This is a genomic window from Hydrocoleum sp. CS-953 (assembly GCF_002260545.1).
In the GTDB taxonomy this organism is placed as follows: Bacteria; Cyanobacteriota; Cyanobacteriia; order Cyanobacteriales; family Microcoleaceae; genus Trichodesmium.
This window is the reverse complement of the sequence record NZ_LGSU01001382.1, coordinates 1-11,704: the sequence shown is the minus strand read 5'-3', so window position 1 is coordinate 11,704 and position 11,704 is coordinate 1. Positions and strand designations below refer to the sequence as shown.

14 protein-coding genes and 1 pseudogene are annotated in these 11,704 nt (G+C 36.9%); 8 read left to right on the top strand and 7 right to left on the bottom strand.

From position 1 onward, the window contains the following. Window positions 1–196 precede the first annotated feature (196 nt). Entirely contained in the window at window positions 197–961 is a 765-nt protein-coding gene (locus AFK68_RS27105; RefSeq protein ID WP_094676690.1) for a Uma2 family endonuclease, read from the top strand. A 217-nt stretch (window positions 962–1,178) separates the two neighbouring features. Here the strand turns inward: AFK68_RS27105 and AFK68_RS27100 are convergent, their stop codons facing one another. The 3 genes from AFK68_RS27100 to AFK68_RS27090 form a co-directional block, all read right to left on the bottom strand. Further along, the gene (locus AFK68_RS27100) at window positions 1,179–1,481 is read right to left on the bottom strand and encodes a DUF1810 domain-containing protein (RefSeq protein WP_246844494.1); all 303 of its coding nucleotides are present in this window, start codon (window positions 1,479–1,481) and stop codon (window positions 1,179–1,181) included. A gap of 756 nt (window positions 1,482–2,237) precedes the next feature. Further along, window positions 2,238–2,360, bottom strand: a complete 123-nt coding sequence (locus AFK68_RS46645) for a DUF29 family protein (RefSeq protein WP_371357583.1) — start codon at window positions 2,358–2,360, stop codon at window positions 2,238–2,240. Between the two features lie 338 nt (window positions 2,361–2,698). Then, a complete protein-coding gene (locus AFK68_RS27090) occupies window positions 2,699–2,800 on the bottom strand; it encodes a cytochrome b6-f complex subunit PetL (protein ID WP_094676688.1) in 102 nt (33 codons plus the stop codon). Window positions 2,801–2,883: 83 nt separating this feature from the next. On the opposite strand from AFK68_RS27090, the gene aroB reads away from it, so the two are divergent. From aroB to AFK68_RS27070, 5 genes and pseudogenes are all read left to right on the top strand, one after another. Continuing rightward, window positions 2,884–3,975: a 3-dehydroquinate synthase gene (gene aroB, locus AFK68_RS27085; protein ID WP_094676686.1), complete on the top strand. Its 1,092-nt coding sequence runs from the start codon at window positions 2,884–2,886 to the stop codon at window positions 3,973–3,975. A gap of 18 nt (window positions 3,976–3,993) precedes the next feature. After that, a complete protein-coding gene (locus tag AFK68_RS37450; RefSeq protein WP_168186680.1) occupies window positions 3,994–4,134 on the top strand; it encodes a hypothetical protein in 141 nt (46 codons plus the stop codon). Window positions 4,135–4,250: 116 nt separating this feature from the next. Then, window positions 4,251–4,514, top strand: coding sequence for a KilA-N domain-containing protein (locus AFK68_RS27080; RefSeq protein WP_094676684.1), 264 nt, complete (start codon window positions 4,251–4,253; stop codon window positions 4,512–4,514). Window positions 4,515–4,746: 232 nt separating this feature from the next. Further along, window positions 4,747–4,950: pseudogene (locus AFK68_RS27075) on the top strand (KilA-N domain-containing protein); the annotation flags it as partial. A 31-nt stretch (window positions 4,951–4,981) separates the two neighbouring features. Next, window positions 4,982–5,323 (top strand): hypothetical protein, encoded by a 342-nt coding sequence (locus AFK68_RS27070; protein ID WP_094676680.1) that lies wholly within the window; start codon window positions 4,982–4,984, stop codon window positions 5,321–5,323. Between the two features lie 100 nt (window positions 5,324–5,423). Here the strand turns inward: AFK68_RS27070 and AFK68_RS42675 are convergent, their stop codons facing one another. The 3 genes from AFK68_RS42675 to AFK68_RS27055 form a co-directional block, all read right to left on the bottom strand. Continuing rightward, window positions 5,424–5,672 (bottom strand): element excision factor XisI family protein, encoded by a 249-nt coding sequence (locus AFK68_RS42675; protein ID WP_256386662.1) that lies wholly within the window; start codon window positions 5,670–5,672, stop codon window positions 5,424–5,426. A 137-nt stretch (window positions 5,673–5,809) separates the two neighbouring features. Beyond that, window positions 5,810–5,929 carry an element excision factor XisH family protein gene (locus AFK68_RS27060; protein ID WP_143438339.1) on the bottom strand — a complete coding sequence of 40 codons (120 nt, stop codon included), beginning with the start codon at window positions 5,927–5,929 and terminating at the stop codon, window positions 5,810–5,812. Between the two features lie 401 nt (window positions 5,930–6,330). After that, window positions 6,331–8,178 (bottom strand): ABC-ATPase domain-containing protein, encoded by a 1,848-nt coding sequence (locus tag AFK68_RS27055; RefSeq protein WP_094676678.1) that lies wholly within the window; start codon window positions 8,176–8,178, stop codon window positions 6,331–6,333. Between the two features lie 834 nt (window positions 8,179–9,012). On the opposite strand from AFK68_RS27055, the gene AFK68_RS27050 reads away from it, so the two are divergent. Both AFK68_RS27050 and AFK68_RS35610 read left to right on the top strand, forming a co-directional pair. Then, window positions 9,013–9,429 (top strand): hypothetical protein, encoded by a 417-nt coding sequence (locus AFK68_RS27050; protein ID WP_256386661.1) that lies wholly within the window; start codon window positions 9,013–9,015, stop codon window positions 9,427–9,429. Window positions 9,430–9,542: 113 nt separating this feature from the next. Then, window positions 9,543–9,731, top strand: a complete 189-nt coding sequence (locus tag AFK68_RS35610) for a hypothetical protein (RefSeq protein WP_210407647.1) — start codon at window positions 9,543–9,545, stop codon at window positions 9,729–9,731. Window positions 9,732–10,108: 377 nt separating this feature from the next. Here AFK68_RS35610 and AFK68_RS27045 read toward each other — a convergent pair whose 3' ends face one another. Continuing rightward, window positions 10,109–11,011 carry an LD-carboxypeptidase gene (locus tag AFK68_RS27045; protein WP_094676676.1) on the bottom strand — a complete coding sequence of 301 codons (903 nt, stop codon included), beginning with the start codon at window positions 11,009–11,011 and terminating at the stop codon, window positions 10,109–10,111. Window positions 11,012–11,704: the final 693 nt, after the last annotated feature.

Here is an 11,704-nt window from a genome sequence, read left to right as displayed (position 1 = left end):
GGTATAAAGCCTCTCCATTTATGGAGAAACAAGAAAAAAATCCTTTTTGTCAATCCTCTTCTTTATAAGAAGAGGTAATTATTAATTATTAATTATTAATTATTAATTGTTGAACCCCTATTCCCTGACTTCTGCAAGAAGTCTATTAAAATCCAGTAGCAGTTACTTACAAAGACAAAAAAATCAGGTAACTAAAATGGCATTCATAGAAGAAACAGAAATTATTTATCCAGAAAGTGACGGTTTACCCTTGGCAGACAATACTATTCAATTCCGTTTTATTACTACTATTGTGGGAGGTATTGCTGGTATCTATAAAGATAACCCCAATGTTTTTATTGCTGGAGACTTATTTTGGTATCCCAAAGAAAGACAACCTTGGGTTAAACAAGCTCCCGATGCTATGGTAGTTTTTGGTCGCCCTCAAGGAGATAGGGGTTCTTATAAACAGTGGGAAGAAGAAAATATTCCTCCTCAAGTAGTATTTGAAATTGCCTCTCCTAGCAACACTATTAATGAGTTGGAAGTGACAAAATTAGAGTTTTATTCTGAATATGGAGTCGAAGAATATTATGTTTACTATCCAGAAAATGGGAGATTAAAAGGATGGTGGCGTCAAGGAGAAGAGATGATTGAAATAGAAGAAATGGAGGGTTGGGTAAGTCCGCGAATAGGAATTAGTTTTGAAAAGGAAGGTAAAGAATTAGAAATTTATCGACCAGATGGGGAACGTTTTGGTACTTATGTAGAAATTCTCGAGGAGAAAGAACAAGAAAGAAAAAATGCTCAACGGGAAGCAACTGCACGTCAACAAATTGAACGAGAAAGAGATTTAATTATTCAACAGCAGCAAGAAGCTATTCCTCGTTTATTGAGTATGGGTTTAACTGCTGAACAAGTTTCAAATGCTCTTTCCTTACCTTTAGAAGTAGTGCAAAAGTTTATAGATACGGACGTTTAGTTGATCAAAAATTGTATTACCAGAACTTAGGTAGATAAACTTAGAAACCCTGTTTCTTTGTTTACAGCACTTTTGAGGATAGTGAGGTAAAGTTGAGGATTAATCTTTCTCTCCCATCTATAATAAAAAGATAAAACTTTGTACCTCACTAACTCCAAAACTTCTCTAATTCTAATTTGACTCCTGATAACCTCCATAGTGTGGTTTAAATATGGAGCTAGCAAAGTAATAGATTGAGAGTTTTTACATCTTTTTCTCCCTCAAAATACTTATCAATAATACGAGCAAATATCGAATTAGGTTTTGCTATATGAGCAAACAATGTCATAGACGATTTTAGCTTCAAATCATCAGGAAAACCAAAGATTTCTGAAATGGATTTTTCTTCAACAGCAATAACAATTTCTGTACATTCTAAAAGCCTTTTGCCAAGGACAGGATGATTTAGATATTGTCGAGCTTCTTCTATACTTTTTATAGCATAGTGCTTTGATGTTGCACTTTTTCCTAATCCATCTATTTGAGGAAAGATGTACCATATCCAATGGAGTTTGCTTTTTGCCGTTTATTAGCTCTTTTATAACAGTTTTATAGATTTTATCTTGAGCTATGATAAAACGATTTAAGTTATAGGGGTCTTGATTAGTTGTCATATTATTTGCTTCAATAATTATTTGCAAAAAAAGATATGAAATAATTTTATAAAATTATTGTAGCGTCAAAAACATTTGGCAATCTATAGGTATATTTTATCTTGATGAAGTACACCTTTTGCAGGTAATATTCTCGCACTACAGACACTTGAAATATGCTATAGCAATCCTCCGCATATTCGTGGCAAAAATCTTACTGCTTTTTAGGTATGGAGGGAACAGGGAATAGGTGGGAGTTTCAACTTTTTAATTTCTCACAACCTATGGGCATATTTCTATATATGAAATCTTATTTTTACTCTTAAATTTAATTACTATGGCAGCCAATCTTCATCTAATATCCGTTCGAGAATATAGGGATTAATTTCAGGTAATTGAAGTTGTAATTTAATCTCAGCAATTTTTCTGGCTTTAAGGTAAAGATAATTAATTCGTTCACCTCAATAATTTCGTAAATTTCTTGTGAGTCTTAATTTCAACAGAGTCCGAAAATTCAAAATTTCTCCACGCCAATGCCTAGAATTATTAGCTCTTTCTTATGACCAATATTGATAAAGTAGCAAATGTTGAATAATTAAAGTTACGCAACTTTTAAAAGCACTTTTTTCACTTCTACCCAATGCTTATAACTCTACAATTAAGTTCTCATAATCTAGGTTTTCCAATTTATGATTATTTAGTATATTTATAGTTTTTTCTAACCACTGCAAATAATCTACCTCATATAGTAATTTTAGATCAGTAATTTGATTAGGTATATTTCGTGTTTATATTCTAACCAAAAAATAAGGTCAATGACTTCCCATTTTAAGGATCAGCTATGACAAATCTGAAAATACTAGGAAAATTTGTAGAACGTGAAGGACCTTTCTTTGATGAACATTCTAGTGTTTCACCTAGCCAGTGGTTGCGATCGCACCCAAGGCATTACCAAACTTGCAATAATTGTAGGAGCGATAGAGATTAAAATACCAAACTTAAGTATTTTCATTTGTTATTCTGTTTTTTTTAAAGTCCAGCTAAACAAAATTTTTTCCCCCGTCAAACTATCAAAATAAAGTCTAACGGGAGAAATTCTACAATTCTAGATTAACTTAACAACACGCAAGCCAAACATTAAAACTGTAGCTACACCTAAAAAAGCAACAAATAAAACAAAAAAAGCAATAATTCCTTCAACAGTCATTAACTTTTCTCCAAAACGGCAAATAAAACTATAAAATTAAGTCTAATATTTATTGTTAAAAATAGCAAAGTCCTAAATTACTCATGGCATCAATAACCGTTCAACTTCCCCAAAAATCCTATGAGATAACAATCGCTCCTGGCAACCTTGACCAACTTGGCCCAAAGATGCAACCCCTTAACCTGGGCAAAAAAGTCTTGCTAGTTTCTAACCCAGAAATATTTGCTCATTATGGCGAAAGAGCGATCGCCTCACTCCAACAAGTAGGTTTTGATGTCTCTCACTGCATTCTCCCCGCAGGAGAAGAATATAAAACTCCTGAAACTCTTCACAATATTTATGATGCAGCTTTAGCACACCGTCTGGAACGCTCTTCGACAATGGTTGCTCTTGGTGGTGGAGTGGTTGGGGATATGACTGGGTTTGCTGCTGCGACTTGGTTGCGGGGTTTGAATGTGGTGCAAGTTCCGACTTCTCTTCTAGCGATGGTGGATGCTGCTATTGGTGGAAAAACGGGAGTTAATCATCCTCAAGGTAAAAATCTTATCGGTGCTTTTCATCAACCACGGTTAGTATTAATTGACCCAGAGGTATTAAAGACTTTACCTGTGCGAGAATTTCGGGGAGGGATGGCAGAAGTAATTAAATATGGAGTAATTTGGGATGCCGAATTATTTGCTCAGATGGAGAATAGTCATGGTCTTGATGAAATTAATAATTTAACACCAGGGTTATTAGAGGAAATTTTGATTAGGTCTTGCCAAAGTAAGGCAGATGTGGTAGCAAAAGATGAGAAAGAGTCGGGGTTAAGAGCAATTTTGAATTACGGTCATACTGTTGGTCATGCTGTGGAAAGTTTGACTGGTTATACTGTGGTGACTCATGGGGAGGCGGTAGGTATTGGGATGGTTGCTGCGAGTCGGTTAGCGGTAGAGTCAGGAATGTGGGATGAAGAGAGCGATCGCCGTCAGTTAGCTTTGATAGAAAAAGCTAGTTTACCGACAAAGTTACCGAGTGGGTTAGATATTGAGGAGATTTTGGTTTCTTTACAGACGGATAAAAAGGTAAAAGCAGGTAAAGTGAGGTTTGTCTTACCGACTGGAGTAGGAGTAGTAACAGTGACAGATAAGGTAAGTGGGGATGTGTTGAGGGAAGTATTGGCAAGAATAAGCTAAAAAATATGGCATTAGTAAATGGGTAATGCTGTTGTCTTAAATATCTATGAAAAAACTATAGTTATAGAGTTCACAAATATTGAAGAACATTACCTAATCACCAACCCCAAAAATCTAGTCAAAATTCATAGTATTTTACAACAAAAATTTATTCTGTGATTTAGTGGTTGACGAACTTTTTAGTTCGGAAAATGCCACTCAATTTGTTTTATATTTCTTATAACAAAATGCTACTTTTTAAATTGAATAAATTATTGAAAAAGAAATAAATTAGAATGGACTACATTGAATACCCTTTTGGTGAATTAGTAGTTACTCAGCGCAATTCTGATGGCTATATTAATGCAACTAAATTAGCGAGAGCATATACAAGTAAAACAGGAAAGTATAGAAACCCCAATAGCTGGTTTGAAAAGGATAGAACAAATGAATATGTAGAGCTTTTATCCGATAAAACAAAACTTGAGGTTTATCAGCTTGTGGAAAAAAAAGGAGAAGGTCATTTCAGTTATCAGTTATCAGTTATCAGTTATCAGTGAACCTCCGACTAAATTCGGAGGCTTGAAATACTGAGTTAAATATTTTTTCATCCCCTATCCAAGGGGAGGCGCATGCCCTCATTTTTTGTTCAAGAATCGAGAATTGAGAATTGAGAATTGAGAATTGAGAATTACCTCTTCTTATAAAAAAGAGGATTGGCTAAAATGATTCTTTTTCTTTTTTATCCATGAATGGAGAGGCTTTATACCTTAATTTTTTGGTAAAAATCGAGAAGTTTGGATTCATCCTAAGCTTGCTGTTTCTTTTGCTATGTGGCTCTCACCTGAATTTGAAATGATGGTGTCTGAGTGGGTTGAGCAATGGCTTTTCGCAGGTCAAAAACCTGCTACTCAGGAACCTATAAATTTGCATCCTTACCAACGTGTTTGGTACGAACGCTTAAAGTTATTTGAACAGAAAACTGAACTGAAATAAATGGTGTATCTTTGAAGAAATTGGTAAATTAATGAGGAATTTGGAATCTAAAAATGTTCCTTTACATGATAGAGCAACTATTGATATTTCAGTGGGTAAAACTTGGTGTAACTGGTTAAGAGAGAATGGATATAAAACAGATTTTGAACAGTATATTCACCATTATCCAGATACAAGAGGTGAACAGCTTGCTAATATTTATCCCTATAAATTATTGGGAGAATTTCATCAGTGGCTAGAAGAAACTTACATCCCAGAAAAATTTCCTGAATATGTCAGAAAATTTGTTACTCCAGAAGAATGTAAGCTAATTTCAGAAGCTATTGGTTATGAAATTAAACCAGTTTTCAAAAGATTTAAAGCAGAGGTTTAGTCTCACAAATAGAGGGGAGTATTAGCAAGGATGGGTTAATTCAGTTATTAGTAATGACTTGCGAAAAGTGTAGAGGTTTGGAGACCAAACCCCTACGATGTTAATAAACAGCGAAATCATTAATATTGCGTCGCTCAGGTGTTTTGTAGGCAAGTACAATTTGCTTATGAGATATACCTAAATTAACAATTTCATTAGCAATACCCTCTTCTGTACAATCTTTTCGTCTCCAAATTTTTTCCTTGATAATGTCGAGATGGATTAAAGTTCTATAAATTCGTCTACTACTTTGCCAACCTATTTCTATCAGTAAGTAATGATTATGAATTTCATCTATGATTAATTTAATTTGAGTTTCTGGATCATTCCCAATATATTAGATATAGTCTTGTAAGACTTTGAGAATTGCTTGCTTTAGTTCAATATTTAGGATATTGATTTGACAATTACCTCTTGAGTGGGATTAAAGCTCAAAAGACGTAATATTCAATCTTCTATTAATACTATTCCAGCCTCTTCTTCAAAAACTGATTGACGTACTTCTTCTGGAATAGCTAAATATAATTTTCGTTCAGGTTCGTAACGATTTAAAAGATATTCATACAATACGAATTAATCAAGAGCTTGTTATAAATTCTTCTCAAAAGCACTGTAAAGTCATTGCCACTGCAACAGAGTGGAAGAAAGCAATCTCACATCACCCCTGAGATTGCTTCTTAACCCAAAACTCAGTCATTTCAGTTAGCCTCCTCCGGAGGAACTGCGTTAACAGTTATCAGTACCTCCACCGAATAGGAAGGCTTGAAATACTCAAGTTGATTTTTTCATTCCCTTAGGACTTACACAAAGACCATCTATGTAGTGTTCAAAACTATAACGTTATAGTTTTTTAACTCTATATATAGTACCTTTGCGTAAGTCCTGTCCCTATTAGGGGAGGCTATTAACCTGATTTTCTGGTCATAAATTACTTTTGAACTTTGAATTTTGACCTGCACCTAACACTATTATTTAACTGCCAAAGTTCGCAGACGATTTATTGCTGCAACCAACTCAAACCGTCGGAAGAAAGCTAAATCTCCTTGTGGAAAAGGAACTAAAACATCCAAACTCTTAGATTCAATATCTGCCATAACAGCATCAATAATTTCTAATAAAGTCCGATTACCATCCATATATTGTTTTTTAGCATAAACCATAGCGGCACCAATTGCCCTTAGTTGGTCTTTACTTACCAATTGCTCCACAGCAGAAAGGTCAACATCTTCACTTCCGAACACCACTTCATCAACATCTCGCACTTTTAAACGTACATCTCGTCGCCCCCGACTGGGGTCTAAACTTGCTGGTAGTGGTATTCGCGCTCGAATTTCACCAAATTTTTCACCGCCTTCAGCAGTACGACCAGTGGTGTATTTTTCAGCGATCTCCTTAGCTTTCTCCGTAACTTCTTGTACTTGGAAATTTTCCATCGCAATAACTTTATCTGCTGCCTCAAAGTAGTCACCACTACCACCCATAACTAAAATAGTTGAGACTTGATAATCAGTATATAACTGTCGTACCTTATCAATAAAAGGGGTAATTGGTTCCTGTTCCTTAGTAATAAGTTCTTGCATTCGGCGATCGCGAATCATAAAATTAGTAGCTGCTGTATCCTCATCCACTAATAACACAGGAGGAGTAGAAGTCGTTGCAGTTTCTGTAGTTTCAGTTTCTTCAGACTTACTATTATTTCCTAAACCCGCCTCCAAAGCTTCCATAATATTTGCAGCTTGGGATGTACTACCACTAGCATTTTCAGTAGTAAACTGAGTAGTCGAACGACCTTGAGGCAACTGATTAATAAAAGGAGAAATATCTACACCAGCAACACTACGACCATCCTCCGCTCTAATTTTAATTGCTGTCGCATCTGTCACCACAAATTCACGTCCATCACCAGGAACATGATTATAAACCCCTCTTTCAATTGCTTTCAGCAGAGTGGACTTACCATGATAACCACCACCAACAATTAATGTCACCCCTTGAGGAATTCCCATACCAGAAATTTTACCTTGATTGGGACATTCAAACTCTACTTCTAGAGAAGAGGGAGACTTAAATGGTACTACTTCATCAGAAGATAAAGGGCGATCGTCAACCCCACTCCGACGGGGTAAAATTGCCCCATTAGCCACAAAAGCCACTAAATTTTTTTCTGGCAACTGTTTCCGTAACCAATCTGTATCTTCTACAGTTTCTACATGACGGCGACAAGCATCAGCATCTAATTGTTCATACTTTAGACTCCGGTGAACAATATAGGGGATATCATCACAAAGCATCTCTGCCGCTTGCCTACCTAAAATCCGACGGCCACCAGCAGGTAATCCTACTACTAATCGGACTTCTACACCCTTTTGATTGCCTAATTTTATTGGTTTTGCCCTTTGTAAAGCTGGGTTTTCACCAGGAGCAGGTTTGGGAGCCGGGGGGGCAATCTTAACTAGGTATACTGATGTTCGTTCTAGAACTTCCTGCCCCATTTTCGTAATAGCTATCATCCCACTTTTGCCAGTCCCACGACGTCCACTAACTTCGTAGGCCAGTCTGTCAAATTTGCGAGTCAGGAAATCTCGTAAGGCCATTTCCCGAATAGGATTGTTATAAAGTTCTGGAGGAAAGCCAGCAACTGTATAAGGCACCTGTACCCGAAGCTTACTAGGGGCGGCAAAGGGGTCTCCCTGAACATAGTCAATTATTAGGGTAAAGTCAGGAAATTCGTAACTACCTTGAATGTCTCTGTAGGCTTTGTAGTTACCGTTGTCTAAGTCTAAGAGTTTCCGCCTGAGAGTTTGTTGATTAGTCATTTTTCAGGTGCCAGATGTCTTTTCAGTTATCAGTTATCAGTTATCAGTTATCAGTTATCAGTTATCAGTTCCTCTGGCTGTTTGCGCAGCATTCGGCAGGAAAGTCAAAGGCTTGAAATACTGAAGTTTATTTTTTTCATCCCCCTCAAAGGGACAGGAGACCTTATGTTTTAGTCACTATAAGATTTCATAATTTAGATTTTGTATTTGACGATCTATCTTCATAGTCAGTGCCTATAGGAATAGAGAATATTTTATAGATTAGAGCATATCTTTAAATCAGTAACCAAGAACCTTACACTAAAATTTGTAATTCTGGTCTAATGATAACCATTATTTTCAAGATAGTATGAGTTAATCCAAATCTATAACTATACTTTTGCAGGAGTATAATGTCAAGCCTAAGAATAGCAAAAAAAGATAGGAAAAATTTTACTACTGAGTTTTATCAGAAGATTTCGTTTAATTTTGTCATACTGAAAGTCAAATAACTAAATTTGGTATCATATCAAATTCGGTAGCATCGGTGTTATTCAGTATTCAAAGATCCGAGTCTATATGTTAGGGGCGAATGGCCATTCGCCCTTACCCATTGTATGACGATCTACGGAATTATATAGCGCTAGGGAATAGGGAATAGGGAATAGGGAACAGGGAACAGTAGACTGTTAAGGGGTTTTAGAATTTATAAATGTCCTTGCCCTGAATGCGTAGTGCTATATTACTCGGAAGCCAACGGATTTGAGATCGGATAAACAACCAGTCCAAATAGCTAAATTAACAGCAAAAGCGATGGAACAATTCATAGGTCAAATTTGACACGATCGCTATCGCATCCAATCTGTACTTGGCACTCAAACTGGTCGTAGAACTTTTCTGGCTAACGACTTACAAACAGATTCCTTGGTTGTGGTTAAGTTGTTGTTATTTAGCTCCGACTTTACTTGGGAACATCTGAAACTGTTTGAACGGAAAGCTGAAGTGCTGAAATTTATCGAACATCCCGCCATTCCTGAATACCTGGATTACTTTGATGTGGAGATGGAGTTAGGAAAAGGTTTTGCCCTAGTTCAAACTTATATTGAGGCTAAATCTTTGTCCGACTGGATACAGTCTGGTCGTACCTTTAGCGAAAATGATATTAAAGCGATCGCCAAAGAGCTATTAAAAATTTTAGATTATGTGCATAGTCGTCAACCACCTATTATTCATCGGGATATTAAACCCAGTAATAAGGAAGAAGTTTTGTAGTCATGAAGTGAAAACCGCTATAATTAGGGCTTGCTGAATAAGTCTGCTAGTAAGGCAAGGGAATAGGGAACAGGGAACAGGGAACAGTTTAGACTGTCTACTAAGGCCAGATTTTGGTGGTGGTGCATAGTAATGGTAGAGAGAGTGTGGGAAGTGTGGGAAATGTGGGAAGTGTGGGGAAAAATTACAAATATCTTCACCATTACTATGTAGGACTACCCAGATTTTCTGACAGATATGGTCAAAACTTTACTATTTTGAGACAACAACAGTCAAAAATTAGGTACTTTTTCAGGACTTAAAAAGGCTAAAACCAATACCAGTTAATGCTTTGATATTTATTCAGCCAACCCTAATTATCAATATCTGTCTAATTCTTATATCATGTCCGGATGATTAGGTATAAATAAAATATTTGGCTATCAAGAGGATATATTTTAATTTTTCCCCTACTTCCCTACTCCCCTACTCCCCTACTCCTCTACTCCCCTACTCCCCTACTATCTTAAATTATAAGCGTTCAATCGGACATAGTATTACTTCCTGATAATATCAAATCCCCTCTTCACGGAAGTCATATCAGAAACCGGGTTTGTTGGAGGTTAATGGTAGGGACGCCCTTATGCAACGTCCCTACAAGGGTATTTGATACAAACCCGGTTTCTGGGCTTTTTTATACCTATACTACCGGATTTGATACAATTTCCAAAATACCTCGGTCTCCATCAAGATTGGCCTCTACTCCTAGAGGGAGAGCTGCATTGGAGCCATCATGGCCAAAGGGAAGATCGGAGACAATAGGAATATTTAGGTCAGCCAAGCGATCGCGCAATACTTCCTCCACAGTAAACTCAGTACGCTCCATTCGTCCAGGAGAACACTGGCTAAACCGCCCCAGAGCTATACCTTTAACCTGCTGGAAAACACCAGCCATGCGCCAGTGGGTCAACATTCGGTCAATCCGGTAAGGAGCTTCATTCACATCTTCTAAAGCTAAAATTGTCCCAGTCAAATCTGGTTGATACTTAGTACCCAATAAATGAGTAGCAACAGTCAAATTTGCAGGCATTAAATAGCCCTTTGCTTGACCACCACCCCAACCCTTTCCTTTTAAAGGTTCTAAGGGACGACCCTCTACCAAATCAAATAGTCGTTGAATTGACCACTCTGGTTCAGCAGATAAGGTAGTCAATAATGGACCATGAACGCAGGTAAAATCTTTTTTGCTAAATGTCCATAGTAGGGCTGTAATATCAGAAAAACCAATCAACCATTTAGGTGTAGGTATTGATGGCCATTGCCAATTTTCCAGTAAGCGAGCAGCACCATAACCACCCCTAGCACAGAGAATTCCACGAATATTTTTATTATTAATAGCCTCTGCTAATTGACCACAGCGACTTTCATCTGTACCTGCTAAATAACCCCACTGCTTATCGTAGTTAGGGGTCAGTTCTACTTGATAACCACGCGATCGCCAAATTGCTACTCCTTTGTTAAAAGCATCTAACTCTCGCAGACAACCACTAGGTGAAATAACTTGTAGTAAGTCACCTGGTTTTAAGTAATTTTGATTTAGCATATTAGACATCTCCATAAAAGAGGGAACAGGGAACAGGGAACAGGGAATAGGGGAGATTCATTAATTGATAATTACCTAGCCGTTAAAACCGTTCTTAATTGAATATCAGGAAATATGATTTCTTCTCTTGGTCGATTGGATATGGCGTTTAGCGTCCCGGAGGGAAGGAGACCCGAAGAATGCAGAGCCGCTCCGCTTTATATGTTGCGAAGCAAAACGCCATCCCATCCTGACGGAATGCGAGCAATTCATGTCGCGAAGCGAAACGACCGCTTTTTTTCCCTATCCAAGGGGAGGCTTCAAGGCGCGAATTATTTAATTATTAATTATTAATAATTAATAATTCGGTAATTTATAATTTATAGGACTTACGCAGAGACGCTATCCGCAGGAGCAATTCATGTTTGCGGAGCATGACCTAGGAAATTGGCCCTACGAAAAACACAATTTATAGATGCTTTGCGTAAGTCCTGATTTATATAGGACTTACGCAAAGACCATGTATATAGTGTTCAAAACTATAACGATATAGTTTTTTGACTCTATATATAGCACCTCTGCGTAAGTCTTGTTATGGATAATAATTGATTTTATTGGTCATTTTTGGAGAAGTCTATTAAGTAAAATTATTCTTATATTAAATACAAAAAATTCTGCAAATATACGAATCTCTCCATCTCCCCATCTCCCCAT